We start from the raw sequence: 24,645 nt of genomic DNA, 5'->3' as shown, positions 1-24,645 counted from the left end.
TCATGCGCACCCTCGGCCTGCGCGCACTGCGTGTCGCGGCCCTGGCCGTCGCGGCGGGTCTCGCCGGCTGCGCGGCGGGCGTGGGCATCGGCATCCCGCTGGTGCCGGGCGTCTCGCTGGGCGTGGGCGTGGGCTCGGGCGGGCCGAGCATCGGTCTGGGCACCGGGATCGGGCCGCTGGGCGTGGGGGTCGGCGTCAACGGCGGTGGGCAGGTCTACGGCGGTGCCGGTGTCGGGGCTTCCACGGGCATCGGGGGCGGCGCGCGGCTGGGCGCCGGCGTGGGCACGGGCACCGTGCTGTACGACCCGAACGCGCCGCGGTCGTCGTCGGCGCCGCCGCCGTCCCTGTCGAACCGCGGGGTGGAGCAGGGGGTCGTGGTGCCGTCCTCGGCGTACCCGACGAGCCCTCGTCCGCCGCCCGCGCGCCCGTCCGGCGGGCCGGCGCAGTCCGACAGTCCCTACTGATCCGTCCCGGCAGGGTAAGGATCTGCGGCAGTTCGGCGATCCGATCCACGCCGGTTTGTCGCGGCACGAACTGATCCTCGCTGCACCCGAACCGAAGCGCCAACATGATCGCAGGTGGGGTGAAGGTCATTCCTATTACGCGCATGTCGTGAGAGACAGCGCTTTGTGCTGGAAGTCCCTGGCGAGCGAACTCGTCGATCAGGGACTGCGCCGATGGCCCGATTCATGCGCATCGTGATCCTCGCCAACAGCCTGCTGGTCATCGGCATGTGCGTTCGCTTCGCCATCTTCATGATCTGGTTTGCTGAGTACAAGGACCGCAATGTGGGTCCGTCCATGGGCCATGTGGCCTATGCAATGCCGACCATCGTCGGCGCTCAGATCGTCAACCTCGTGTGCTGGCTCATCGTGCGAAAGCGGCCTGCCGAGCGCCGTTTCCTGCGGCATGTCGTCCTCGGCACGCTGGCGCTCGCCTTGTTCTGTTTCTGGGCGGGAGAGCGTTTCAGCTATTCGGGGGATCCCGGGGCGCCCGGCCGACACGACAGGATGCCGCGTTCCGCGCCTGCCGTCCCGACGAGCTGACGCTCACGCATACAGCGGCTCTTCCTCCATCCGCTCGCACTGGTCCTGCAGCACCAGGATCTGTCCCTTCCAGTAGTCGCTCGATCCGAACCACGGGAAGTTGATGGGGAAGATCGGGTCCTCGAAGCGGCGTGCCAGCCAGGCGCTGTAGTGGATCAGGCGCAGGGTGCGCAGCGGCTCGACGAGCGCCAGCTCGCGGCGGTCGAATTCGCGGAACTGCTCGTAGCCTTCGAGCAGGCCGCTCAGCTGCGCGGTGCGCTGGGCGCGCTCGCCCGACAACAGCATCCACAGGTCCTGCACCGCGAAGCCGGTGCGCGCGTCGTCGAGGTCGACGAAGTGCGGACCGCCAAGCGGCCGGTCGGTGGGCGTCCACAGGATGTTGCCGGGATGCACGTCGCCGTGCAGGCGCAGGTGCCGCAGGGGCGAGTCGCGCGACATGGCGGGATCGAGCGGTGTCGCGGCGATGCGATCGAGGGCGGCGTTGCAGGCCGCCTCCCAGTCGCGCTGGACGTCGAGCGGGATCTTGTCGTTGGACAGCAGCCAGTCGCGCGAGGCGATGCCGAAGGTCTGCAGGTCGAGCATCGGGCGCTGCGCGAACGGCCGCGCGGCGCCGATGGCGTGGATGCGGGCCAGGAAGCGACCGACCCATTCGAGCACCTCGAAATCCTCCAGCTCCGGGCCGCGACCGCCGCGGTAGGGGCTCACGCTGAAGGCGAAGCCGTCGTGGTGGTGCAGCGTCCGGCCGTCCAGTTCCAGGGGCGGCACCGCCGGCACTTCGGCGGCGGCGAGTTCGAGGGCGAAATCGTGCTCTTCCAGGATCTCGGCATCGCTCCAGCGGCCGGGCCGGTAGAACTTGACGACCACCGCCGGATGCGGATGCGCGTCTTCCAGGAAGACCTGGTAGACGCGGTTTTCATAGGAGTTGAGCGCGGTCAGGCGACCGTCGCCGTGCAGGCCCAAGGTGGCCAATGCATCGAGCACCACGTCGGGAGTGAGGCGCTCGTAGGGATGGGTGTCGGGCGGCGCGCTGGAGGAGGAGGTCATGCGGACCATTGTCGCCATCCCTCCTCCCGTCGCGCCCTGTTTCATGCCCGGGCACGCGCGGGGCGTGCCGGCCGATCAGACGATCGACAGGTCGACGTCGATGTTGCCGCGCGTGGCGTTCGAGTACGGGCACACCTCGTGGGCGGCGTCGACCAGCTGCTTCTTCTGCGCGTCGTCCAGGCCCGGCAGGCTCACGGCCAGCTTGACGGCGATGCCGTAGGCGGCGCCGCCCTTGATCGGGCCGAGCAGGACCTTGGAGTCGATCGACACGTCGTCGGGCACCTTGACGCCGACCTTCGGGCTGACGGCCTTCAGGGCGCCGATGAAGCAGGCGGCGTAGCCGACGCCGAACAGCTGCTCGGGGTTGGTGCCCGGCTTGTTGGAACCCGGGGCGCTCAGCTTGACGTCGAGGGCGCCGTCGTTGCTCTTGCCGGTGCCTTCGCGACCGCCGACGGCGGTGGTTTCGGCGGTGTAGAGGACTTTGTCGAGGGTGTGGGCCATGGTTCTTCCTTGGAGTGGGTGAGGGGGTGGGGTGAATGGAACGCCTGCCGGTCGGGAAGGCGGAGGAAAGGGATGCGTCGTCGTCGGTGCGGCCCGGATCAGGCGGCCCGCTTGAGCCGGTCGCGCAGGCCCTGCAGCTGCCGCGTGAGCCCGACCAGTTCGTCGATCGAGCAGTCGCTGGCCGCCAGCATGCAGGCGGGCACGTGGATCGCGCGCTGGCGCAGCTTGCGGCCGGCCGGCGTCAGGGTGATGCGCACCCGGCGCTCGTCGGTCGCGTCGCGCAGGCGCGTGACGAAGGCGCTCGCCTCCAGCCGCTTGAGCAGCGGCGTGAGCGTGCCGGAGTCCAGCGAGAGCCGCTCGCCCAGCTCGGACACCGTGGCGCCGTCGCGCTCCCAGAGGGCGAGCATGACGAGGTACTGCGGGTAGGTGACGCCGAGCTCGTCGAGCAGGGGCTTGTAGAGCCGCGTCATCGCCAGCGAGGTCGAATAGACCGCGAAGCACAACTGGTTGTCCAGCTTGAGCAGGGTGTCGGTGACGGTCGCGGAAGGCATGGGCATGAATGTAGCGTCCAATTGGATTGCACACAATTGAATTGGGCGATGGCCTTTGGCGAAGCAGGGTTTCGGCAGCCGTCCTCCAGGCGTCCGAAAGGCGCGACCGGGCGGACCCGCCTCGCCTTCGGCCCTGCCCGCCGGTCGTCTCCCGGGCCCGCTTCAATAGGCGTAGACGCCGCGCTTCGTCTTGCGCCCGAGCTGGCCGGCCGCGACCATCTCGCGCAGCAGCGGGCAGGGCCGGTATTTGGAGTCGCCGAACTCGTGCAGGTAGACCTCCATCACCGCCAGGCACACGTCCAGCCCGATCATGTCGGCCAAGGCCAGCGGGCCGATGGGCTGGTTGCAGCCGAGCTTCATGCCCGCGTCGATGTCCTCGGCCGTGGCGATGCCCTCCGACAGCACGAAGAAGGCCTCGTTGATCATCGGCACCAGGATGCGGTTGACCACGAAACCGGGCGCGTTCTTCACCGTGATGGGCGACTTGCCCAGGGTCCCGGACAGCGCCTTCACGGCGTCGTGCGTGGCGTCGCTCGTGAGGTAGCCGCGGATGATCTCCACCAGCGCCATCATCGGCACCGGGTTGAAGAAGTGCATGCCGATGAAGCGGTCGGGGCGCGAGGTGGCCGCGGCGAGCTGGGTGATGGAGATCGAGGAGGTGTTCGACGCCACGATGACCTCCGGCGGCAGGATGGCGTCGAGCTGCTGGAGGATCTTGACCTTGAGCGCATGGTTCTCGGTGGCCGCCTCGATGACGAGTTGCGCGCCCTTGAGGTCGTCGTAGTTCGTCGAGCCCTGGATCAGCGCGAGCGCCGCGTCCTTCTGCTGCGCGGTCAGCTTCTCCTTCTTGATCAGCCGGTCGAGGCTGGCGCCGACGGCACCGAGGCCCTTGTCGACGGCCGCCTGCGAGACGTCGACCATCACGACGTTCACGCCGACGACCGCGCAGGCCTGGGCGATGCCGTTGCCCATGGTGCCGGCGCCAATGATGCCGACGGTCTGGATGCTCATGGAAATGCTCCTTGAAGGGGGAAAGGAATGGGGGAAGGGGGAAGGGGAGGCCGGCAGCGCGGAAGGCGTGAGCCGCCGACCGCGCATCGCGAAGATTGTGGCGCAGCGCGCCGTGCGCCGGTGTCGCGAAAGCCGGCCGCGGTCCAGGCCTTCGCGCCCGCCATCCGTGCCCGGCGAAGGCCGGCAACGCCGGGTCGCCGAGGTGCCGGGGCGGCGTCTCGGCACGGATCGGCGTGAATTAAAGTGACCGTTTCCCCCGTCCTGAAAGAACGCTTCCCATGACCACCGTCCTCGGCACGCCGCTGTCTCCGAATGCCACCCGCGTGATGCTCCTGGGCTCGGGCGAACTCGGCAAGGAGGTACTGATCGCCCTGCAGCGCCTGGGCGTGGAGACCCTCGCCGTCGACCGCTACGAGAACGCCCCCGGCCAGCAGGTCGCGCACCACGCCCGCACCATCGCCATGAGCGACCCGGTGCAGCTGCGCGCGCTGATCGAGGCCGAGCGGCCGGACCTCGTGGTGCCCGAGATCGAGGCCATCGCCACCGGCGTGCTGCAGGCGCTGGAGGACGCCGGCCGGGTGCGCGTCGTTCCCACCGCGCGCGCCGCCCGGCTGACGATGGACCGCGAGGGCATCCGCCGTCTCGCGGCCGAGACCCTGGGCCTGCCGACCAGCCCCTACGTCTTCTGCGACTCGCTCGCCGAGCTGCAGGCCGCCATCGACACGGGCGGCATCGGCTATCCGTGCATCGTCAAGCCGGTGATGAGCAGCTCCGGCAAGGGCCAGAGCCGCATCGACGGCCCCGGCGACGTCCAGGCCGCCTGGGACCACGCCATGGCCGGCGGCCGCGTGAGCCACGGGCGGGTCATCGTCGAGGGCTTCGTCGACTTCGACTACGAGATCACGCTGCTGACCGTGCGCGCGCGCGACGCCGCCGGCGCGATCGAGACTTCGTTCTGCGAGCCCATCGGCCACGTGCAGGTCGGCGGCGACTACGTGGAGAGCTGGCAGCCGCAGCCCATGGCGCCGCTCGCGCTGGAGCGGGCGCGCCGGATCGCCCGCGCCGTCACCGACGACCTCGGCGGGCAGGGGCTCTTCGGCGTCGAGCTGTTCGTCAAGGGCGACGCGGTCTGGTTCAGCGAGGTCAGCCCGCGGCCGCACGACACCGGCATGGTCACGATGGCCACGCAAGGTCAGAACGAGTTCGAGCTGCACGCGCGCGCCATCCTGGGCCTGCCGGTGGACACCACACTTCGGAGCGCCGGCGCGAGCGCCGTGATCTACGGCGGCGTCGACGCCACCGGCATCGTCTTCGAGGGCGTGGCCGAGGCGCTGGCGGTGCCGGGCACCGACGTGCGCCTGTTCGGCAAGCCCGAGAGCTTCGAGAAGCGCCGCATGGGCGTTGCGCTGGCCCACGCGGCGGATGTCGACACCGCGCGCCGCAACGCCAAGGAAGCCGCCTCGCGCGTGAAGCCGCGCCGGGTCTGACGACCCGGACGCACCCGGCTTCCGCATCTCGCATTTCTCTCCACGACGAAGGACGACCCATGCTGCATCCCCAAGCCCGTGCCCTGCTCGACCTGATCGAGGAACGCGGCCTGCCCGCCACCCACACGCTGACCCCGGCCGAGGCGCGCAGCGTCTACCGCGACCGGCGCCATTTCACCCAGCCCGACGCGCCCGAGGTCGACGCGGTGCGCGAGCTCCAGGCCGAGGGGCCGCACGGCGCCATCCCTCTGCGCCTCTATCGGCCGCTGGGCAGCGGCGCGGCCGTGACGCCGGTGCTGGTGTACTTCCACGGCGGCGGCTGGACCATCGGCGATCTGGACACGCACGACACGCTGTGCCGCGAACTGGCCAACGGCGCGGGCTGCGCCGTCGTCTCGGTCGACTACCGGATGGGGCCGGAACACCGCTTTCCCGCCGCCATCGACGACGCGCTGGCCGCCACGCGCTGGGTGCGACGCGAGGCCACCGCGCTCGGCGTCGACGCGGACCGCCTGGCCGTCGGCGGCGACAGCGCCGGCGGCAATCTCGCCGCCGTGGTGGCGCTGGCCGGGCGCGACGCCGGCGACCTGCCGATCGCCTTCCAGCTGCTGATCTATCCGGCCACCGACATGCGCCGCGGCCATCCTTCGCATGAGCGCAACGGCCGGGGCTACCTGCTGACCCGCGAGTCGATCGCCTACTACCACGACCATTACATCGACGACATGCGGCACGACCTCGACTGGCGCGCCTCGCCATTGCTGGCGAGCGATTTCTCCGGTCTGCCGCCGGCACTCGTGATCACGGCCGGCCACGATCCGCTGGTCGACGAGGGCGCGGACTATGCGCGGCGGCTCTCCGACGCCGGCAACCGCGTGAGCTACGTCTGCTTCGAACGGCAGATCCACGGCTTCATCACGATGGGGCGGATGCTGGACGAGGCGCACACCGCGGTGGCGCTGTGCGCGGTCGAACTGCGGCGTGCGCTGAGCGTGCCGCGCGGCTGATCGATCGATTCGACGACCGGTTGAAACGATTCAAACCGCCATCGCGCGGAGTCGTTCGGTCTGTCGGCATGGGAGTCGAAGGCGCTCGCACATTCCAGGGCGACGAACGCAGAAACGAAAAAAGCTCCCGAAGGAGCTTTTCTTTCATTCCGCCGTGGCTGTCGAGGCCCCGGCGAAACGCATCGGATGCGAGGGAAGCGAGGGCTTAGTAGCCGCCGCGGCCACCGCCGCCGCCGCCGTAACCGCCGCCACCGCCGCTGCGGCCACCGCCACCACCGCCGTAACCGCCGCCACCACCGCCGTAGCCACCGCCACCGCCGTTGCCGCCACCACCGTAGCCGCCACCGCCACCGCTGCGACCACCGCCGCCGCCGTAGCCGCCGCCGGCCGGACGGGGTTCCATCGGGCGGGCTTCGTTGACCGTCAGAGCGCGGCCGTCGAGGGTGTGGCCGTTCAGGCCTTCGATGGCAGCCTGCGCTTCAGCGTCGGTGCCCATTTCGACGAAACCGAAGCCCTTGGAGCGGCCGGTTTCACGTTCCATCATGACCTTGGCGCTGGCCACGGCGCCGAACTCGCCGAAGGCTTGCTCGAGGTCGTTGTCACGGATGGAGTAGGACAGGTTGCCTACGTAGAGTTTCTTGCCCATGGAGGGACTCCTAATTCAAACCAAAATAACAAAGCGATGGAGTCCCAGAATCACAACTGACTTGAAGAGCGCTGTGGCGCGAAACTACCGGATCACCGATTCGTGTCGGGTGAAAGATCACCGAAACACTTCCGCATTGTCGTCCACTCCAGCGGTTTTGGGGCAAATGCTTTGACCTTTCGTACCGAAATCGCTTCGATTCAGGGTTTTTCCCAAGAATCGACGGCTGCGGTCCTGCCGTGGCTATCCTCGGTTCGCTTCTCCCACGCCGACGTGCCGTCGTCTTCGCATCCTCGCGACGTCGCGGTGCCCGGCTCCACCTTCGTCAGCGAACGTCGCATGCCATTCACCCGCCTGGGTCTCATCCCCTCTCTCGCGCAAGCGCTCGCCGGCCTCGGCTACGCCACGCCCACCGCGGTCCAACGCGAGGCCATCCCCGCCGTGCTCGCCGGCCGCGACGTGCTGGCGACGGCGCAGACCGGCTCCGGCAAGACGGCCGCCTTCGCACTGCCGCTGCTGCAGCGGCTGTCGGAACGCCGTCCCGGGTCCGGTCGACGGCCGCTGCAGGCCCTGGTGCTGGTGCCCACGCGCGAACTCGCCGCGCAGGTCGGCGAGGCGATGCGCGAGATCGCGCGCGCGCTGCCGGTGCCCGTGCGCGTCGCCGTGGCCTTCGGCGGGGTGTCGATCAATCCGCAGCTGATGTCGCTGCGCGGCGGCACCGACGTCATGGTCGCCACGCCCGGCCGGCTGCTCGACCTGGTCGATCACCACGCGATCGACCTCGGCGGCCTGTCGACTCTGGTGCTCGACGAGGCCGACCGTCTGCTCGACCTGGGCTTCGACGAGGAACTGCAGCGCATCCTGGCGCTGGTGCCCGGGCGGCGGCAGACCCTGCTGTTCTCGGCGACCTTTCCGCCCGCCATCGAGAAGCTCTCCGGCCGCGTGCTGCGCGATGCGTTGCGCATCGACGTGGAGAGCGTCCCCGCCACGGCGCCCGACATCGTGCAGCGCGCCATCGAGGTCGACCCGCCGCGACGCACGCAGCTGCTCGCGCGGCTGGTGCGCGACGAGGGCTGGACGCGCGTGCTGGTCTTCGTCGCGACCAAGCATGCCGCCGAGATCGTGGCCGACAAGCTGCGCAAGACCGGCCTCGCGGCCGAGCCGTTCCACGGCGTGCTCAGCCAGGGCAAGCGCAGCCAGGTGCTGGCCGATCTGAAGGCGTCGCGCGTGCAGGTGGTGGTGGCGACCGACCTGGCGGCGCGCGGCATCGACGTCGTCGCGCTGCCGGTGGTGGTGAACTACGACCTGCCGCGCTCGGCGGTCGACCACGTGCATCGCATCGGACGCACCGGGCGCGCGGGCGAGCGCGGGCTGGCCGTGAGCTTCGTCGATGCCTCGACAGAAGCGCATTTCCGGTTGATCGAGAAGCGCCAGGGGCAGGTGGTGCCGCGCGAGCGGATCGCGGGCTTCGAGCCGTCGGAGCCGGCCGGGGTGCTCGCCGGCGGCGGCCCGGCCGACGGTGCCGCGCGCACCGATGCCCCGGCGGGGCTGGGCGGCACGGGCGGCGTCAAGGGCCGGCGCCCGAGCAAGAAGGACAAGCTGCGCGCGGCGCAGAAGCAGCAGGGCGGCTGACGGATTCCGGGCCGGCGTGTCGGGCCCGCTGCACGACCTCGGCGGAAGGCGGCGAGCAGGAACGCCGGGTGCCAGACCGTCGCCCATGGAAAAAGCCGACTGCGAAGCCGGCTTTCTTTCGTCGGGCCATCCGCCTTCGCGGGCGAACGGCCAGGAGCATCAGGAACCGAAGGCTGCCTTCAGGCGCTGGCCGGCGTAGGCCTGCGCTTCCTTGGCCTTGGCCACGACGGCGGCAGCACCGAAGAACTCGTGCGTCACGCCTTCGTACTCGCGACGCTCGACCGGCACGCTGGCGTTCTTCAGCGCGTCCTCGAGCTTGGCGCCGTCGCTGCGCAACGGGTCGATGCGGGCGTTGATGATCGTCACCGGCGCCAGACCCTGCAGCTTGGCGTCGATCAGCTGGATGCGCGGGTCCTTCAGGTCGGCCGGGGTGCGCGTGACCTTGTCGACGAACCACTTCACCATGGCGCGGTTGAGCGGCTTGGCGATGGCGTTCTCGATGTACGACTCGGTGTTCAGGCTGTTCTGGGCGACGGGATAGACCGACAGCACGTGGACCGGCGCCTGCAGGCCCGCGTCGCGCGCCGCGATGGCTGTGGCGACGGCCAGGTTGCCGCCCGCGCTCTCGCCGGCCAGCGCCACGCGCTTGGGGTCGCCCTTGTGCTGGGCGGCGTTTTCGAGCGCCCACTTGTACGAGGCCAGGGCGTCGTCCCAGGCGGCCGGGAACTTGGCTTCCGGCGCACGGCGGTAGTCGACCGAGATCACGACCGCGTTGGCTTCCTTGGCGATGCCGCGGGCGCCGCCGTCGTAGACCTGCTTGTCGGCGATGACCCAGCCACCGCCGTGGAAGTACACGACGACCGGGAAGGGGCCCGGACCGTCGGGCGTGTAGATGCGCGCCGGCAGCTTGCCGACGGCGCCCTGGATGGTGGTGTCCATGCTGGTCACGCCGGGCACGAGGTCTTCCGGCTTGGTGCTCTTGCCCTGCTGCTTGAGCACGACGTTGACGGCGTCGGCGATGGTGGGCTGCGCGCGCGCGGCCGGCACGCCGAGCTTCTCGATCGCCTTGGGGTTCAGGCTGGCGTGCGCTTCGAGCAGGGTCATCATGTCGGCGTCGGCGCGCAGCTTGCCCAGCGCCTTCGAGATGGCGTTGGTCACGGGGTTGGGCTTGCCGGCGTTCGGGTCGGCGGCCTGCGTCTGGGCCTGGGCCGACAGGGCGAGCACGGAGACGGCCGTGGCGACGGCCAACGTACGCAGCGAGAACAGGGGCTTGTTGGAATGGAGGCTGCTTGGCATGGATGAGATCCTTCGTTGCTTGGAGAGTTGACTGGAACGATGGATACGTGACGGTCTTCGCGCCGGATGCTCGGCGGATGTCACTTCGATGCGTCAGCCGCTTCCCACGCCTGCCGATCGACCGTGCGGCGCTTCGGGGCGCTCGATTCCCGTGTCCTCCTGCCGGCGCGCTCAGGACTGGCGCAACGGCTCCAGCAGGCCCTTGAGCCCGTTGTGGTCGATCTCGTGCATCAGCTGCAGCAGCCGGCCGATCTCGCCCTTGGGGAAGCCCTTGCGGGCGAACCACGTCAGGTAGGCGCCGGGCAGGTCGGCGATCGGCGTGCCCTGGTACTTGCCGAAGGGCATCTCCAGCGTGACCAGGCGCTGCAGGTCTTCGGCATTCATCCTCTGCGGCTGTCGGAACGAATGCCGACGTATTCAGCTGACGGTCTGCCGCGGCTCACTGGAAGGCCACTTCCGCGAAGCTGCGCAGCTTGCGGCTGTGCAGGCGGCTGGAACCCTCGGCGCGCAGGATCTCGATGGCGCGCATGCCGATGCGCAGGTGCTGCTCGACGCGCTCGCGGTAGAAGTGGTTGGCCATGCCGGGCAGCTTGATCTCGCCGTGCAATGGCTTGTCGGAGACGCACAGCAGCGTGCCGTAGGGCACCCGGAAGCGGAAGCCGTTGGCCGCGATGGTGGCGCTCTCCATGTCCAGCGCCACGGCGCGGCTCTGGCTGAAGCGGCGCTGGGGCTCGTTCTGCGGCAGCAGCTCCCAGTTGCGGTTGTCGGTGCTGGCCACCGTGCCGGTGCGCATGATGGTCTTGAGCTCGGGGCCGTCGAGGCGGGTGACGTCGGCCACCGCTTTCTCCAGCGCCAGCTGGATCTCGGCCAGCGCCGGGATGGGCACCCACAGCGGCAGCTCCTCGTCGAGCACGTGGTCCTCCCGCACGTAGGCGTGGGCCAGCACGTAGTCGCCGAGCTGCTGGCTGTTGCGCAGGCCGGCGCAGTGGCCCAGCATCATCCAGGCGTGCGGACGCAGCACGGCGATGTGGTCGGTGATGGTCTTGGCGTTGGACGGACCGACGCCGATGTTGACCATCGTGATGCCGGTGCGGTCGGCGCGCACCAGGTGATAGGCCGGCATCTGCGGCAGGCGCGGCGGCGCGACGCCGCCCTCGGGGCCGTCGTAGCCGACGCGGTAGTGGGTCACGTTGCCCGGCTCGATGAAGGCGACGTAGGGACTGTCGGGGTCGGCCATGGCCTCGCGGCCGAGCGCGATGAACTCGTCGATGTAGAACTGGTAGTTGGTGAACAGCACGAAGTTCTGGAACCACTCCGGCGCCGTGCCGGTGTAGTGGCGCAGGCGGTGCAGCGAATAGTCCACGCGCGCGGCGGTGAACAGCGCCAGCGGTTCGGCGTCGCCAGGGCGCGGCACGTGGGTGCCGTTGGCGATGCCGTCGTCCATGGCGGCCAGGTCGGGCAGGTCGAACACGTCGCGCATCAGGGCGCGGCGCTCGGCGCTCATGGTGCCTTCGATGTGGTCGTTCTCGGCGAAGGAGAAGTGGATCGGGATCGGCTGGCTGGCGATGCCGACCTCCAGCTCGACGCCGTGGTTCTCCAGCAGCAGGCGGAACTGCTCCAGGTAGTAGCGGCCGAACAGGTCGGGCCGCGTGAGCGTGGTCTCGTAGCGGCCCGGACCGGCGACGAAGCCGTAGCTCAAGCCGGCGGTGGTGGGCGCAGTCGGGCGCGAGAGCGAGACGGTGTGCGTATGCACGCGCACGAACGGATAGCAGGCCCGCACGCGTCCGGGCAGGGTGTCGCCAGCGACGAAGCGCAGCATCGATTCGCGCAGGTGGGCGATCGCCTCCTGGTAGATCTTCTGGACCTGCTCGAGCGCTGCGGCGGCGTCGTTGAAGCGGGCGGGGGCGACGAAAGGCGGCATGTAGGGCATGCGGCCATTGTGCCAACGCGTCTCGACGCCCCGACGCGTGCCGGCGCCCGGCGTCGCGTTTTCAGTCCGAGCGCGATTCGCGCATCGTCACGAACTCCTCGGCCACGGTCGGATGCACGCCGATGGTGGTGTCGAACTGCGCCTTGGTCGCGCCCGCGCGCATCGCCACCGCGAAGCCCTGCACCACCTCGCCCGCGTCCGGCCCGACCATGTGGAGGCCGACCACGCGGTCGCTCGACGTGTGGACCAGCAGTTTCAGGAAAGTGCGCTCGTCGCGGCCGGAGAGGGTGTGGCGCAGGGTCTTGAACTCGCTGGCGAAGACGGTCACGTCGTCGTCGAACTTCCTGCGCGCGGCCGCTTCGGTCAGACCGCAGGTGCCGACGTTCGGGTGGGTGAAGACGGCCGTCGGGATGAATTCGTAGTCGACCTCGCGCCGGCCGTCGCCGAACAGCCGGTCGACCAGCGCCATGGCCTCGGCCAGCGCCACGGGCGTGAGCTGCACGCGGGTGGAGACGTCCCCCAGCGCGTGGATCGACGGCACCGAGCTGCGGTAGTGCGCGTCGACCACCACCGCGCCGTGCTCGTCGAGTTCGACGCCGGCCGCCTCCAGCCCCAGGCCCTGCGTGCAGGGACGGCGCCCGGTGGCGTAGAGCACCGTGTCGGCCGGGATGCGCGCGCCGCTCTCCAGCACGACCTCGAACGGCGCGGCGTCGGCGGCCTTCGACGCCGCCACCACAGACGCCACCCGCGCGTTGAGCCGGATGTCGATGCCCGCCTTGCCCATCTCGCGCGCCAGGAACTCGCGCACGTTCTCGTCGAAGCTGCTGAGGATGTGCGCTTGGCGCTGCAGCAAGGTCACCTGCGTGCCCAGGCCGTTGAAGATGGAGGCGAATTCGCAGGCGATGTAGCCGCCGCCCACCACCACCAGGCGCTTCGGGAACGTCGGCAGGTCGAACATGTCGTCCGACACCGCCACGAGGTCGCGCCCCTTCACGTCGGGCACGAAGGGCATGCCGCCCGTGGCCACCAGGATGTGGCGCGCGGTGTGGCGCCGGTCGCCCACGGTCACCGTGTGCGCGTCGGCCACCTGCGCCCAGCCGCGGATCAGCGTCACGCCGGTGGCGTCGAGCAGGCCCTTGTAGACGCCGTTGAGGCGCTGGATCTCGTGCGCGCGCCGGGATTTCAGGCGTTCCCAGTCGAAACTCGGCGCCGCCGGGAGGTCCCAGCCGTAGCCGTGCGACTCCTCGAAGGCCTCGGCATAACCGGCCGCGTAGCTGTAGAGCTTCTTGGGGATGCAGCCGACGTTGACGCAGGTGCCGCCGAGCTCGGCCGCCTCGGCCAGCGCCACGCGCACGCCGCGCTGGGCCGCCATGCGCGCGGCGCGCACGCCGCCGCTGCCGCCGCCGATCACGAAGAGGTCGAAGTCGTAGGTCGTCGCCATGGGTCACCTGGAAGAAGGAATGGATGGAACGCTCGTTTCATTCGATGGCAGCCAAGCTTTGTCCCATGCCGGTTACAGGGCGCGGGAATGCGTCAGGAAGAAGCGCAACATCTCGGCGCTGGCGTCGACGCCGCGCGGATCGGTGTAGGTGCCGCTCGCGCTGCCGCCCGACCAGGCGTGGCCGGCGCCGCGCAGGGTCCAGGATTCGACCGCGATCCGGCCGTCGGCGCCGGCATGCTCGGTGCGCGTGAACGACTGGCCCTGGGGCGAGCGGCCCTCGACGGCCTTCGGCGCCGCGCCGGAACCGTCGAGCGCGGCCTTGACCACGCCGATCGCGTTGGACGGATTCACCGTGGCGTCGGCATCGCCGTGGAACACGACCACCGGCGCGCGGCGCGCGCCCGCGGCGCGCACGGCGACCGGTGCCGCCGTGGGCGCGCCGCGCATCGCCGCCAGGGCCGACACCAGGTCGGTGGCCGCGCCGGCGGGCAGGCCCGAGTGCACGCCGACTGCCGCGAAGACGTCCGGGTAGAGCTGGCCGAGGATGTCGGCCATCGCGCCGCCGGCCGACAGGCCCGCCGCGTAGACGCGTGCCGGATCGACCTGCTCGGCCGCGACGATCGACTGCGCGAGGGCCGCCAGCAGGGCCGGCTCGCCACGGCCGCGCTGCTGGTGCTGCGACTTGAACCAGTTCCAGCACTTCTGCGAGTTGGCGTGCTGCGTCTGCGCCGGGTAGACGACCACCACGCCGGCCTGGCGCGCGAGTTCGTTCATGCGCGTGCCCATGGCGAAATCGTCCGGGTTCTGGGTGCAGCCGTGGAGCATGAGCACCAGGGGCATCGAGGCGGGTGCGGCGTCGGCCGCGCGGGCTGGCACGAAGAGCTTGTAGGCCAGCGTGCGCCCCTGGTGGGTGAAGCTGCCGTCGGTCCAGCGCTCGGGGCTGGCGCCGTCGGCCGCGCGGGACGTGGCCGGCCCGGTCGGCGTCGTCTGAGGCTGGGGCGTGGCGCGCTCCTCGTCGATCACGCGCACGCAGCCGTCGAGCACGACCGGGGAGGGCGCGGGGGAGGCCTCCGGAGCACCTGTCGCGAAGCCCGTCGGGAAGCCGGCCGGAAAACCGCCCGGAAAGGCGCCGGGCGTGAAGCCCGCCGGACCCGCCGCGCTGGTGGCGCGCTGCATGAACGATTCGAACTGGGCCATCGGGTCGAACGAGCCCGACATCGCCGAGGGCGCGGCGACGTCCGGGCCGTCGAGGTGGGCCGCGCGAAGCGCACGCTGGATCGCCTCGGTCGCGGCCTGCAGCTGGCCGTCCTGGGTCATCCGGGAGGCATCGGTCATCAGGCGTTGGAGGAGGGAGTTCATGAGGGTCTTTCGGTGAGTCGGAAGTGAAGTGGGGCGTCGTGACGTGGAGGAAGGAATCGAGGGCAGGGACAAGGAAAAGGACTGGAAAAAGAGCGATGCGCGGGCTGCGGCGGTGCGTGGAGCAAACCGGGGCCTACCGGATGCGCGAAGCCAGCGCGGTCTTGACCGCCGGGCTGGCATGCAGGGCGCCCAGCACGGTGATCGAGCCGATCGTCGCCAGGGCGAGTTCGGCGCTCACGTCGGCCGCGATGGCGGCGAGCCCCAGCACGCGGATCTCCAGGAGGTCGCCGGCGCGGCGCACGGCCTCGAGATCGGCGGCGGTGAACTGCTGCAGGCCGAGCACCAGCATCTTGCGAGCCACCGCCTGCTTGACCACCTCGCCATGGATGGCGAGCTGGTTGCGGATGGCGGTGCGGATGAAGTCGGTGCGGTTCGAATAGAAGCTCTCGGTGACCAGCAGATCGATCTGCCCGAGGTCGACGTAGCCGAGGTTGATGGTGATCTTCTCGGCGTCCGACGGCTTGATCCGTGCAAGGGGCGTGGCGGTTTTCGTTTCCATGTCCGCATCGTACCACCATCCATATGGATGGTGTGAGGATGTTTTTGGGATGGTTTTCAAACGGTAGGGGCTTTGCATCCCAGGTTGACGCCAGAATCCGCTTCCTAAGACTTCACCAGGAATCAGCCATGCCTCAGAACGCTCATACCCCCGTGCCGGCCGCCGACGCTTCGCCTCCGGACATTGGCTACGCAGGCGACGTCACGCCCGAGCAGGCGAACCGGTGGTTCGAGGAAGGCAAGGCGGTGTTGGTGGACGTCCGGACGGACGCCGAACGCGAATGGGTGGGCCGTGTGCCGGGCGCGGTGCCGGTGGCCTGGAAGCAATGGCCGGGCATGGAGGTCAATCCGGCGTTCGACGATCAATTGAAGGCGGCGGTGCCCGAGGGCGGTCGCGCGGTGCTGCTGTGCCGCAGCGGCGTGCGTTCGGTCGCGGCGGCGAAGCGGGCGACGGAACTGGGGATCGAGGCCTACAACATCCTCGAAGGCTTCGAAGGGAACCCCGATGCGGAAGGCCACCGCAACCGGACCGGTGGATGGCGCTTCCGCGGTCTGCCCTGGATGCAGGGCTGACCGGAAAGAAGGGGATCCGCGGGCGCAACAGGCCTGAAGGCGTGTCCCGGCTGCGAACTCCCTGGAGGACTCAGAGCGCCGGGATGCGCAGCTTCTGGCCCGGATAGATCTTGTCGGGGCTCGTGAGCATGGGCTTGTTGGCCTCGAAGATCGCGTTGTACTTGTTGGCGTCGCCGTAGTACTTCTTGGAGATGGCCGACAGCGTGTCGCCGCTGACCACGTCGTGGTACTGGGCGGCGGCGGCGGCGGGCGCCTCCAGGTTGTTGTCGACGCTCGTCACGTTGGCCACGTTGCCGGCGGCCAGGCTGGCCTTCTCGCTGGCTTCCTGGGACGGCGCGCTGCCCGAGAGCGTGACCACGCCGGTCGAGGCGACATAGCCCACCTGCAGGTTGGTCAGGCCCAGGTTCTGGGTCTCGATGTACGTCTTGATGGCGTTGGCCGCGGCGGTGTTGGCCGCGTTGGGGTCGGTGGCGGCACCCGGCGCCGCCTCGGCCGCGTGGGCCGACGAGCCGCCGAACAGCTTTTCGCCCGCTTCCTTGATGAAACTCAGCAATCCCATGATTCACTCCTTCGATGATGGTTGGTAAGGACCGAAGGACCTCTGGAACGGTCCGGGTCGGTGTGGAAAGTTCTAAGGTCGGCTTGCGGCGACCGACGTAGGTTGTGGGCGCGTATGTCTGTGTGGGCGTCAGGACGAAACGTGAGGGATGTGGCACGCCGATCGTCGGAATAGGTCGAAAGTATCGTCAACGTCGCAATAATCCGGCGATGACTTTCCTGGCCATCGACATCGGCAACACTCGCCTCAAATGGGCGCTCTACGACCTGCCGGGACCGGAGGCCGCGCTGCTCGCGCACGGCGCCGAATTCCTCGACCACATCGAGCGCCTCGCCGAAGGCCCGTGGGCCGAACTGGCCGAATTCCCGGCGCCGACCTCCATGCTGGGCTGCGCGGTCGCCGGCGACGCGGTGCGCCGCCGTGCCGAGGAACAGATCGACGAATGCTTCGACTGCACGCCGCGCTGGGTTGTGCCGAGCGCGGCGGAGGCGGGGCTGGTCAACGGCTACGACCATCCGACGCGCCTGGGATCGGACCGCTGGGTGGCGATGATCGGCGCGCGCCATCGCATGCTGTCGCAGGGGCCGGCACGGCCGATGGTGGTGGTGATGATCGGCACGGCCGTCACGGTGGAGGCCATCGACAGCGACGGCCGGTTCCTGGGCGGACTGATCCTGCCGGGTCACGGCATCATGCTGCGCGCGCTGGAGTCGGGCACCGCCGGCCTGCACGTGCCCACGGGCGAGGTCTGCGATTTCCCGACCAACACGAGCGACGCGCTCACCAGCGGCGGCACCTACGCCATCGCCGGCGCGGTCGAGCGCATGCGCCAGCATGTGATGCGCCACTGCGGTGCCGAGCCGGCCTGCTACATGACCGGCGGTGCGGGCTGGAAGATGGCGCCGTCGATGGTCAGCCCGTTCGAACTGGTCGACGGACTCATCATGGACGGCCTGCTGGTGATCGCCGCGGCGCGCGCCGGCACGGCGCTGGGCTGAGGCGCCGGCGCTGCCAGTGCCGGTCCGGACTCAGGCCGGGTCGCCGGCCCCGGGTTCGAGGAACTCCTCGGCCAGCCGCACCCAGCAGGTCGCGCCGAGCGGAATCAGGTCGTCGTTGAAGTCGTAGCTCGCGTTGTGCAGCGTGCACGGGCCGCCGCCGTGCAGCGGCGCGCGGTGGGCGCCGTCGCCGTTGCCGATGAAGGCGTAGGCGCCGGGCCGCTCCAGCAGCATGAAGGAGAAGTCCTCGGCCGTCATGGCCGCTTCCTGCGGCAGCACATTCTCCTCGCCCACGATGCCGGCCATCACGCGGCGCGCGAAGTTCGCCTCGGCGGCGCTGTTGATGGTCGGCGGGTAGTTGCGGATGAACTGGAAGTCGCACTCGGCGCCGTGCGCGGCCGCCACGTGCTCGGCGATCGTCGCCATGCGCGACTCGATCAGGTCGAGCACTTCCAGGGAGAAGGTGCGCACCGTGCCACGCAGCTCGCACTTGTCGGGGATGACGTTCACGGCCTCGCCCGCGTGGATCATCGTCACCGAGACGACGCCCGCGTCGGTCGGCTTCTTGCTGCGCGTGAGGATGGTCTGGAAGGCCTGCACCATCTCGCAGGCGATCGGCACCGGATCGATGCCGGTGTGGGGCAGCGCGGCGTGGCCGCCCTTGCCGCGCACCGTGAGCCTGAATTCGTTGCTCGACGCCATCGCCGGGCCGGGGCTGACGGCGAATTGTCCGGCCTTCATGCCGGGCCAGTTGTGCATGCCGAAGACCGCGTCCATCGGGAATTGCTCGAACAGGCCTTCCTTGACCATCTCGCGCGCGCCGCCGCCGCCTTCCTCGGCCGGCTGGAAGATCAGGTAGACCGTGCCGTCGAAGTTGCGGTGTTGGGCCAGGTGCTGGGCCGCGGCCAGCAGCATCGCCGTATGGCCGTCGTGGCCGCAGGCGTGCATCTTCCCGGGGTGCGTGCTGGCGTGGGGGAAGGTGTTGAGCTCGGTCACGGGCAATGCGTCCATGTCGGCGCGCAGGCCGATGGCGCGTTCGCTCGTGCCGTTCTTCACGATGCCGATCACGCCCGTCGTCGCCAGCCCCCGATGGACCGGGATGCCCCACTCGGCCAGCCGCGCCGCGACCACGTCGGCCGTGCGCACCTCCTGGAAGCAGAGTTCGGGATGGGCATGCAGATCGCGACGGATGGATGCGATGCCCGCGGCCTGGGTGAGGATCGAATCGATGAGTTTCATGCGGACAGTCTAGGCCCGGGGCCGCGCCGGCGGGGCTTCCCGGACAATGCGGCCCCATGTCCGCACCGCCCGAATCCTCCACTGCCGCCGCGTCCCAGGCCCGCTCGCTGACCGCCATGAAGCGCATCGCGCTCGGCCTGCTCGGTGCCGCGGCGCTGCTCTACGGCGTGGCGAGCGCGCTGGAGGCGCGCCACCCGGCCTGGGGCTACGCGGCCGCCTTCGCCGAGGCGGCGATGGTCGGCGCCATCGCCGACTGGTTCGCCGTGACGGCGCTGTTCCGCCATCCGCTCGGCCTGCCGATCCCGCACACGGCGATCATCCCGGCCAACAAGGACCGCATCGGCGCCAAGCTCGCCGGCTTCATCGTCGACAACTTCCTGAGCACGCAGCAGGTGCTCGCCAAGCTGGCGCAGTTCGATCCGGCGGCGCGGCTCGCGCGCTGGCTGGCCGAGCCGGCGCACGCGGCCACGTTGGGCGACCACGCGGTGGCGGTGGCGCGCCACGGGCTCGCGGCCTTCGACGACGAGCGCGTGCGGGCCTTCCTGGCGCGCACCGCGACCGCCGGGCTGGCGCAGATCGACCTCTCGCGCCTGCTCGGCCAGGCGCTCGACGCGCTCACGGCCGACGGCCGCCACCAGGCGCTGCTCGACGACGTGCTGGCGCAGGTCGCGCACGTCGTCGAGGGCGAGGAGGTGCAGGCGCGCATCACCGAGGCCATCGCCCGCGAGGTCAGGACGCTGCGCTACGTCGGCCTCGACCAGGTCGCCGCGCGCGCGGCGACGCGCAAGATCGTCGCCGCCGTGGCGCGCACCATCGGCGAGCTGGCCGACGAGCCCGGCCACCCGCTGCGCCAGCGCTTCGACGTCTTCGTCGACGAGTTCGTCCACAAGCTCAAGCACGATCCGGCCTTCCGCGAGCGCGGCGAACGCCTGCGCGCCGACCTGCAAGCGCATCCGGCGCTCGGCGAGTACCTCCACGGCCTCTGGGGCCAGCTGCGCGACTGGCTCGACGACGACCTCGCGCGCGCCGATTCGAGCGTGCGCGGAAGCATCGTCGACATGGCCGGTGCCCTGGGCGGACGCCTGCAGCAGGACGAGCCGATGCGCCGCTGGATCAACGAGCAGATTATGGACGCCGCGCCGCGCGCCATCGAGCGCTACCGCGAGGACATCCGCCGCTACATCGTCGAGCGCGTCGGCCAGTGGAACGCCGACGAGATGACGCGCGAGCTGGAACGCAACATCGGACGCGACCTCCAGTTCATCCGCATCAACGGCACGCTGGTGGGGGGGCTGGTGGGCCTGCTCATCCACACCGTGACGCGCCTGGTGGCTTGACTCTTTTCTCCCCTGCGATGGGGATGTCTGGCAAGGCGAGGCGCTACAGCAGTTCGTCGGGCGCCAGCGGGCCGAAGACCTTGAGCAGCAGGCGCAGGCCGGCGCTCGTGTCGGGTTCGGTGCGCGCGTCGGGCAGGCCGCTGCCCTGCGGCGCGCGCCAGACGAGGCCGCCGTCCTGTTCGCGCTCGACGTGCCAGGCGCCCTCGCGCAGCACCGTGCCGATACGGTCGGTGACGAGGGTCGACAGGTCGGTGCTGCGGATCAGCAGCGCGATCTCGGTGTTCTGCAACTGCGAGCGCAGGTCGAGGTTCATCGAGCCGATGACGAACAGCCGGCCGTCGAGCACCAGCGCCTTGGAGTGCAGCATGGCGCGCGATGCGTCGCCGGCCCCGCTCCCAGCGGCGATGCTGCCCGACGAGCCCAGCACGCTGCCGAGCCCGGCCTGCTTGCTGCGCATCTCGTAGAGCTCGATGCCCATCGCCAGCAGCGCCTCGCGGTGACGCGCATAGCCCACGTGCGCGATCGGCGCGTCGTTGGACGCCAGCGAATTGGTCAGCACGCGCACCCGCACGCCACGCGCACGCGCCGCCGAGAACGCGGCCTTCATGTCGGGGCCGGGCACGAAATAGGGCGAGATGATCAACAGGTCGCGCTTCGCCTGGCCGATGAGCTGCAGCAGGCCGTCGACGACGGTTTCGCCGACATCGTCCGACGACGGACCGGTGCTGGTGCTGGAGCTCGTGCTCGTGCCGGCTGTGCCGGCTGTGTCGGCTGTGTCGGCTCCACCGGCAGCCGCCGAGGCGGACAGCGTGGTCACGGGGCCTGTCGTCGCGCCGCCGTCGCCCCTGCCCGGATCGGCGGCGATCTTCGCCGGCTTGTCGGCCAGCACGATGGCCGGCGCCCAGGTGAACGAGGCGTTCGCCAGGTCCATCGGCTGCTGGTCCCAGGCGGCGGCGAACTGGGCGTCGGTCGGTCCGGCGTCGCTCGGGCGTGGCTCGCCGTCGGGCAGCTTGGGCGCGCCGCCGGAGGGCTCCTGCCTCGCCGGCACGGCATCGGCGTCGCCCGCGGCCACCCGGGGCGCGTCCGCGCGCCGCTCGACGTCGGCGGCCACCGTGCGCTCGCGGATCTCGCGCAGTTCCGCCTGCGAGACCAGGGACTGCACGGGGTAGGCGCGTTCGTCGTTCCAATAGGTGTCGAAGCTGGCCGACAGGTCGCGCACCACCGGCCCGGCGGCGAGCACGTCCAGGTCGATGAAGTTGCTCGATTGGGCGATGCCGAAGTAGGCGTCGCCGAGGTTGCGGCCGCCGGTCACGGCCATCGTGTTGTCGGCGATGAACAGCTTGTTGTGCATGCGCTGCTGCACGCGGTCGAAATCGCTGACCGAGTTGAACAGGCGCCCCAGGGCCGAGCCGCGCGCTCCGGCCAGCGGATTGAACATCCGCATCTCGATGTTCGGCTCGAAGGCCAGGCCCATGACCAGCGCGTTGCGGCCCGTGCTGTGGAAATCGTCGAGCAGGATGCGCACGCGGACTCCGCGCCGCGCCGCGCCGCGCACGGCCCCGAGCAGCCGTGCGGAACTGGCGTCGGCGTGGATCGCGTAGTACTGCAGGTCGAGCGTGCGCCGCGCCTCGTCGACCAATGCCAGCCGGCTGCCGTAGCCGCTCTGGGGCGTGCCCAGCAGCAGGAAGCCCGATTGGGCACGCGTGCCGGCCGCCTGCCGCTTCGTCTGCACGAACGTGGCGAGCGGCGTGTCGGCCGCTGGCGCCTGCGCCGTCGACACGGACCGCGCGACGTTGGCGGGCAGCTGCGCGCAGCCGGCGAGGGCGGTGGCGACCGCCAGTGCGGCCAGCAGGCGGCGCACGAAAAACATCGATCGATCCGGGGAAGGACGTGGGGACATGAGGCGCTGTCAGGAGAAAAGGTGGGAAAGGATGTCAGGCGCGGCGCCGGTCGTGTCGCACGGCGTGCAGGGATCTGCGGCTTCGCGCATCGCGCGTCCCTGCAGCGTGAAATCCGTCACGACTCGCCATCGGCATCGGCCGAACGACAGCGATGGACGTCAGGCACCGCGGGGCGATCCCGACGTCCAGCGTGCCTGGCGTGACTCGATGCCGGGTTCGATCCGAACGGTGATCCGCTCGCTGTGCGATCAGCGTCCTCGGCGAGCGCCGCAGCGTCTCAGCGGCCGGCGCTCAGGACGTCCCACCGCTCCAGCACCGCCAGGAGTTCGTCGTCGATCGCCGCGTGGCGAGCGGCGAGGGCGGCGGCACGGGTCGCGTCGGTCGCATAGACGGCGCCGCCATCGAGCGCGAGCACGTCGGCGATCTGCTTCTGTTCCTTCTCCAGGGCGGCGATCTGCGTCGGCAGGGCGTCGAGTTCGCGCTGCTCCTTGTAGCTGGGCTTCTTCTTCGCCGCGCCGGTCGACACGGGCGCGGGTGAAGGTGTCGCAGTTGTGCCGACGGTCGTGGCCACCTTGCCCGCCGATGCGGGTGCCGGCGTCGCGGCGGCGCGCTGACCGGCCAGCTCCTTGGCGCGCTTCGACTGCAGCAGCCAGTCCTGCACGCTGCCCTCGTACTCGCGCCAGTGGCCGTCGCCTTCGAAGGCGATCGTGCTGGTGACCACGTTGTCGAGGAAGGTGCGGTCATGGCTCACCAGGAACACCGTGCCGTCGTAGTTCTGCAGCAGGTCTTCCAGCAGTTCGAGCGTGTCGATGTCGAGGTCGTTGGTCGGCTCGTCGAGCACCAGCACGTTGGCCGGCCGCGCGAACAGGCGCGCGAGCAGAAGCCGGTTGCGCTCCCCGCCGCTGAGCGTGCGCACCGGCGAGTTGGCACGCGCGGGCGAGAAGAGGAAGTCGCTCAGGTAGCTCTTGACGTGCTTGCGCTGCTTGCCGATCTCGATCCATTCGCTGCCCGGGCTGATGAAGTCCTCCAGGGTGGCGTCAAGGTCGAGCGTCTCGCGCATCTGGTCGAAATAGGCCACCTCCAGGTTGGCGCCGCGTCGGATCTTGCCGCTGTCGGCTTCCAGGTCGCCCAGGATCAGCTTGAGCAGCGTCGTCTTGCCCGCGCCGTTGGGGCCGATCAGGCCGATCTTGTCGCCGCGCAGGATGGTCGCACTGAAGTCGCGCACGATGGTGCGTTCGCCGAACGACTTCGACGCGTCGGTCAGCTCGGCGACGATCTTGCCGGTGGCCGTGCCCACGGCGACGTCCATGTTGACGCTGCCGACCGTGTTGCGGCGGTTCTGGCGCTGGTCGCGCAGGGCCTCCAGGCGTCCGATCCGGCTCTGGCTGCGCGTGCGGCGCGCCTCGACGCCCTTGCGCACCCAGATCTCCTCCTGGGCGAGCAGCTTGTCGGCCTTGGCGTTGATGACCGCCTCCTGGGCCAGCTGCTCCTCCTTCTGTATGAGGTACTGAGCGAAGTTGCCTGGGTAGGAGCGCAGCTTGCCGCGGTCGAGCTCGATGATCCGCGTCGCCACCCGATCGAGGAAGGAGCGGTCGTGCGTGATGGTGACGACGCTGCCCTTGAAGTCGATCAGGAGTTGTTCGAGCCATTCGATCGAGTCCAGATCCAGGTGGTTGGTCGGCTCGTCGAGCAGCAGCACGTCGGGCGCCGCGACGAGCGCCTGCGCCAGAGCCACCCGCTTGCGCGTGCCACCCGACAGGGAGCCCACGCGCACCGAGCCGTCCAGATGCAGGCGCTGCAGCGTCTCCTCCACGCGCTGCTCCCAGTTCCAGGCGTCGTAAGCTTCGATCTGGGACTGCAGCGCATCGAGATCGAGGCCCGGCGCGCCGGAGAGGTACTGATCGCGAATGGCGATGACCGGGCCCAGGCCGGCGCTGGCGGCGGTGAACACATCGGCATCGGGATCCAGCGACGGCTCCTGCGCGACATAGGCGACGCGGACGTTCTGCTGGAACTGGAGCGTGCCGTCGTCGGCCTTCTCCATGCCCGCAAGGATCTTGAGCATCGACGACTTGCCGGTGCCGTTACGACCGATGAGTCCGATGCGTTCCGATTCGAGAAGAGAGAAATCCGCATGATCGAGCAGCGGAACGTGACCGAACGCGAGTTGCGCGTCGAGGAGTGTGATGAGTGCCATGTGGCACGAATTATCAGACGGGGCGTCAGTGTGCGTGCCTTACCGAGAGATGCAGGTCGATGGCAACCAGATCCCAAGGAAGGGCGGATGGCGGACATCTTTTTCATCCATTCGCTTGCACGACACCAACGAATGCGTATACTCAACGGCTCGGCAGGAAAAGCGCTGTGCGATTTTCTCGAAAGCTGTTCACAGCTCTTCAATGTTGAAAAACTTCTTTGTTGACATGTTGGAAATCCCCGTGTCATAATCGAAGGCTTCGCTGACACGGCGTTTGGTTTGACGGAAGTTGACCGAGGCGGTGGAAGCGGAAAAGAAAAACATCTTCGGTGTTG

The 24,645-nt window shown here is 69.7% G+C and carries 23 protein-coding genes; 8 read left to right on the top strand and 15 right to left on the bottom strand.

Going from position 1 to position 24,645, the window contains the following annotated elements:
- Positions 1–2 precede the first annotated feature (2 nt).
- Together ABID77_RS18660 and ABID77_RS18655 are read left to right on the top strand one after the other, a co-directional pair.
- Entirely contained in the window at positions 3–464 is a 462-nt protein-coding gene (locus tag ABID77_RS18660; RefSeq protein WP_429599010.1) for a hypothetical protein, read from the top strand.
- 213 nt (positions 465–677) lie between these two features.
- Positions 678–1,046 (top strand): hypothetical protein, encoded by a 369-nt coding sequence (locus ABID77_RS18655; protein ID WP_429599007.1) that lies wholly within the window; start codon positions 678–680, stop codon positions 1,044–1,046.
- 3 nt (positions 1,047–1,049) lie between these two features.
- Here ABID77_RS18655 and ABID77_RS18650 read toward each other — a convergent pair whose 3' ends face one another.
- The 4 genes from ABID77_RS18650 to ABID77_RS18635 form a co-directional block, all read right to left on the bottom strand.
- Positions 1,050–2,090, bottom strand: a complete 1,041-nt coding sequence (locus tag ABID77_RS18650) for a serine/threonine protein kinase (protein ID WP_429599005.1) — start codon at positions 2,088–2,090, stop codon at positions 1,050–1,052.
- Positions 2,091–2,165: 75 nt separating this feature from the next.
- A complete protein-coding gene (locus ABID77_RS18645; RefSeq protein ID WP_429599002.1) occupies positions 2,166–2,591 on the bottom strand; it encodes an organic hydroperoxide resistance protein in 426 nt (141 codons plus the stop codon).
- A gap of 98 nt (positions 2,592–2,689) precedes the next feature.
- Entirely contained in the window at positions 2,690–3,142 is a 453-nt protein-coding gene (locus tag ABID77_RS18640) for a MarR family winged helix-turn-helix transcriptional regulator (RefSeq protein ID WP_429599283.1), read from the bottom strand.
- Between the two features lie 162 nt (positions 3,143–3,304).
- Complete coding sequence (locus tag ABID77_RS18635) at positions 3,305–4,153, bottom strand: 3-hydroxybutyryl-CoA dehydrogenase (protein WP_429598999.1); 849 nt, start codon at positions 4,151–4,153, stop codon at positions 3,305–3,307.
- A 278-nt stretch (positions 4,154–4,431) separates the two neighbouring features.
- Here ABID77_RS18635 and purT point away from each other — a divergent pair, with 278 nt between their 5' ends.
- Positions 4,432–5,640 carry a formate-dependent phosphoribosylglycinamide formyltransferase gene (purT, locus tag ABID77_RS18630; RefSeq protein ID WP_429598997.1) on the top strand — a complete coding sequence of 403 codons (1,209 nt, stop codon included), beginning with the start codon at positions 4,432–4,434 and terminating at the stop codon, positions 5,638–5,640.
- 59 nt (positions 5,641–5,699) lie between these two features.
- A complete protein-coding gene (locus tag ABID77_RS18625) occupies positions 5,700–6,647 on the top strand; it encodes an alpha/beta hydrolase (protein ID WP_429598994.1) in 948 nt (315 codons plus the stop codon).
- A gap of 205 nt (positions 6,648–6,852) precedes the next feature.
- Here ABID77_RS18625 and ABID77_RS18620 read toward each other — a convergent pair whose 3' ends face one another.
- Positions 6,853–7,293: an RNA recognition motif domain-containing protein gene (locus ABID77_RS18620; RefSeq protein WP_429598991.1), complete on the bottom strand. Its 441-nt coding sequence runs from the start codon at positions 7,291–7,293 to the stop codon at positions 6,853–6,855.
- Positions 7,294–7,632: 339 nt separating this feature from the next.
- Here ABID77_RS18620 and ABID77_RS18615 point away from each other — a divergent pair, with 339 nt between their 5' ends.
- Entirely contained in the window at positions 7,633–8,925 is a 1,293-nt protein-coding gene (locus ABID77_RS18615; protein WP_429598988.1) for a DEAD/DEAH box helicase, read from the top strand.
- Between the two features lie 159 nt (positions 8,926–9,084).
- Here the strand turns inward: ABID77_RS18615 and ABID77_RS18610 are convergent, their stop codons facing one another.
- The 6 genes from ABID77_RS18610 to ABID77_RS18585 all read right to left on the bottom strand — a co-directional run bounded on the left by ABID77_RS18610 (position 9,085) and on the right by ABID77_RS18585 (position 15,510).
- Positions 9,085–10,221: an alpha/beta hydrolase gene (locus ABID77_RS18610; RefSeq protein ID WP_429598985.1), complete on the bottom strand. Its 1,137-nt coding sequence runs from the start codon at positions 10,219–10,221 to the stop codon at positions 9,085–9,087.
- Positions 10,222–10,392: 171 nt separating this feature from the next.
- On the bottom strand, positions 10,393–10,605 hold the full coding sequence (locus ABID77_RS18605; protein ID WP_429598982.1) for a DUF3820 family protein: 213 nt from the start codon (positions 10,603–10,605) through the stop codon (positions 10,393–10,395).
- A 55-nt stretch (positions 10,606–10,660) separates the two neighbouring features.
- Positions 10,661–12,151 carry an AMP nucleosidase gene (locus tag ABID77_RS18600; protein ID WP_429598979.1) on the bottom strand — a complete coding sequence of 497 codons (1,491 nt, stop codon included), beginning with the start codon at positions 12,149–12,151 and terminating at the stop codon, positions 10,661–10,663.
- Between the two features lie 61 nt (positions 12,152–12,212).
- Positions 12,213–13,592 carry a glutathione-disulfide reductase gene (gene gorA, locus ABID77_RS18595; protein ID WP_429598976.1) on the bottom strand — a complete coding sequence of 460 codons (1,380 nt, stop codon included), beginning with the start codon at positions 13,590–13,592 and terminating at the stop codon, positions 12,213–12,215.
- Positions 13,593–13,664: 72 nt separating this feature from the next.
- Positions 13,665–14,951: an extracellular catalytic domain type 1 short-chain-length polyhydroxyalkanoate depolymerase gene (locus tag ABID77_RS18590; RefSeq protein WP_429598973.1), complete on the bottom strand. Its 1,287-nt coding sequence runs from the start codon at positions 14,949–14,951 to the stop codon at positions 13,665–13,667.
- Between the two features lie 133 nt (positions 14,952–15,084).
- A complete protein-coding gene (locus ABID77_RS18585; protein WP_429598970.1) occupies positions 15,085–15,510 on the bottom strand; it encodes a CopG family transcriptional regulator in 426 nt (141 codons plus the stop codon).
- A gap of 128 nt (positions 15,511–15,638) precedes the next feature.
- Here ABID77_RS18585 and ABID77_RS18580 point away from each other — a divergent pair, with 128 nt between their 5' ends.
- Positions 15,639–16,082 (top strand): rhodanese-like domain-containing protein, encoded by a 444-nt coding sequence (locus ABID77_RS18580; RefSeq protein WP_429598968.1) that lies wholly within the window; start codon positions 15,639–15,641, stop codon positions 16,080–16,082.
- A 70-nt stretch (positions 16,083–16,152) separates the two neighbouring features.
- On the opposite strand, the gene lysM is transcribed toward ABID77_RS18580, so the two are convergent.
- Positions 16,153–16,641, bottom strand: coding sequence for a peptidoglycan-binding protein LysM (gene lysM, locus ABID77_RS18575; RefSeq protein WP_429598965.1), 489 nt, complete (start codon positions 16,639–16,641; stop codon positions 16,153–16,155).
- 209 nt (positions 16,642–16,850) lie between these two features.
- Between lysM and ABID77_RS18570 the strand changes: the two genes are divergently transcribed.
- Entirely contained in the window at positions 16,851–17,639 is a 789-nt protein-coding gene (locus ABID77_RS18570) for a type III pantothenate kinase (protein WP_429598962.1), read from the top strand.
- Between the two features lie 30 nt (positions 17,640–17,669).
- Here the strand turns inward: ABID77_RS18570 and ABID77_RS18565 are convergent, their stop codons facing one another.
- A complete protein-coding gene (locus ABID77_RS18565; protein WP_429598959.1) occupies positions 17,670–18,875 on the bottom strand; it encodes a M20 aminoacylase family protein in 1,206 nt (401 codons plus the stop codon).
- Between the two features lie 56 nt (positions 18,876–18,931).
- Here ABID77_RS18565 and ABID77_RS18560 point away from each other — a divergent pair, with 56 nt between their 5' ends.
- Positions 18,932–20,212: a DUF445 domain-containing protein gene (locus ABID77_RS18560; protein WP_429598956.1), complete on the top strand. Its 1,281-nt coding sequence runs from the start codon at positions 18,932–18,934 to the stop codon at positions 20,210–20,212.
- Positions 20,213–20,255: 43 nt separating this feature from the next.
- On the opposite strand, the gene ABID77_RS18555 is transcribed toward ABID77_RS18560, so the two are convergent.
- Positions 20,256–22,082, bottom strand: a complete 1,827-nt coding sequence (locus ABID77_RS18555; RefSeq protein WP_429598954.1) for a phospholipase D family protein — start codon at positions 22,080–22,082, stop codon at positions 20,256–20,258.
- 308 nt (positions 22,083–22,390) lie between these two features.
- Positions 22,391–24,310, bottom strand: a complete 1,920-nt coding sequence (locus tag ABID77_RS18550; RefSeq protein ID WP_429598952.1) for an ATP-binding cassette domain-containing protein — start codon at positions 24,308–24,310, stop codon at positions 22,391–22,393.
- Positions 24,311–24,645: the final 335 nt, after the last annotated feature.

Origin of the sequence: Variovorax sp. PvP013, assembly GCF_050435945.1 — a bacterium.
GTDB lineage: Bacteria > Pseudomonadota > Gammaproteobacteria > Burkholderiales > Burkholderiaceae_C > Variovorax.
The sequence above is the reverse complement of the archived record's forward strand: the minus strand, read 5'-3'. Positions and strand labels throughout refer to the sequence as shown.

Bases quoted from the DNA above. Each gene is read 5' to 3' on its own strand.
- ABID77_RS18610 (WP_429598985.1), bottom strand. From the start codon at position 10,221: ATGCCAAGCAGCCTCCATTCCAACAAGCCCCTGTTCTCGCTGCGTACG.
- ABID77_RS18655 (WP_429599007.1), top strand. From the start codon at position 678: ATGGCCCGATTCATGCGCATCGTGATCCTCGCCAACAGCCTGCTGGTC.
- ABID77_RS18565 (WP_429598959.1), bottom strand. From the start codon at position 18,875: ATGAAACTCATCGATTCGATCCTCACCCAGGCCGCGGGCATCGCATCC.
- purT (WP_429598997.1), top strand. From the start codon at position 4,432: ATGACCACCGTCCTCGGCACGCCGCTGTCTCCGAATGCCACCCGCGTG.
- ABID77_RS18615 (WP_429598988.1), top strand. From the start codon at position 7,633: ATGCCATTCACCCGCCTGGGTCTCATCCCCTCTCTCGCGCAAGCGCTC.
- ABID77_RS18560 (WP_429598956.1), top strand. From the start codon at position 18,932: ATGTCCGCACCGCCCGAATCCTCCACTGCCGCCGCGTCCCAGGCCCGC.
- ABID77_RS18590 (WP_429598973.1), bottom strand. From the start codon at position 14,951: ATGAACTCCCTCCTCCAACGCCTGATGACCGATGCCTCCCGGATGACC.
- ABID77_RS18650 (WP_429599005.1), bottom strand. From the start codon at position 2,090: ATGACCTCCTCCTCCAGCGCGCCGCCCGACACCCATCCCTACGAGCGC.
- ABID77_RS18640 (WP_429599283.1), bottom strand. From the start codon at position 3,142: ATGCCTTCCGCGACCGTCACCGACACCCTGCTCAAGCTGGACAACCAG.
- gorA (WP_429598976.1), bottom strand. From the start codon at position 13,592: ATGGCGACGACCTACGACTTCGACCTCTTCGTGATCGGCGGCGGCAGC.
- ABID77_RS18585 (WP_429598970.1), bottom strand. From the start codon at position 15,510: ATGGAAACGAAAACCGCCACGCCCCTTGCACGGATCAAGCCGTCGGAC.
- ABID77_RS18580 (WP_429598968.1), top strand. From the start codon at position 15,639: ATGCCTCAGAACGCTCATACCCCCGTGCCGGCCGCCGACGCTTCGCCT.
- ABID77_RS18600 (WP_429598979.1), bottom strand. From the start codon at position 12,151: ATGCCCTACATGCCGCCTTTCGTCGCCCCCGCCCGCTTCAACGACGCC.
- ABID77_RS18550 (WP_429598952.1), bottom strand. From the start codon at position 24,310: ATGGCACTCATCACACTCCTCGACGCGCAACTCGCGTTCGGTCACGTT.
- ABID77_RS18620 (WP_429598991.1), bottom strand. From the start codon at position 7,293: ATGGGCAAGAAACTCTACGTAGGCAACCTGTCCTACTCCATCCGTGAC.
- ABID77_RS18635 (WP_429598999.1), bottom strand. From the start codon at position 4,153: ATGAGCATCCAGACCGTCGGCATCATTGGCGCCGGCACCATGGGCAAC.
- ABID77_RS18570 (WP_429598962.1), top strand. From the start codon at position 16,851: ATGACTTTCCTGGCCATCGACATCGGCAACACTCGCCTCAAATGGGCG.
- ABID77_RS18625 (WP_429598994.1), top strand. From the start codon at position 5,700: ATGCTGCATCCCCAAGCCCGTGCCCTGCTCGACCTGATCGAGGAACGC.
- ABID77_RS18605 (WP_429598982.1), bottom strand. From the start codon at position 10,605: ATGAATGCCGAAGACCTGCAGCGCCTGGTCACGCTGGAGATGCCCTTC.
- lysM (WP_429598965.1), bottom strand. From the start codon at position 16,641: ATGGGATTGCTGAGTTTCATCAAGGAAGCGGGCGAAAAGCTGTTCGGC.
- ABID77_RS18660 (WP_429599010.1), top strand. From the start codon at position 3: ATGCGCACCCTCGGCCTGCGCGCACTGCGTGTCGCGGCCCTGGCCGTC.
- ABID77_RS18645 (WP_429599002.1), bottom strand. From the start codon at position 2,591: ATGGCCCACACCCTCGACAAAGTCCTCTACACCGCCGAAACCACCGCC.
- ABID77_RS18555 (WP_429598954.1), bottom strand. From the start codon at position 22,082: ATGTTTTTCGTGCGCCGCCTGCTGGCCGCACTGGCGGTCGCCACCGCC.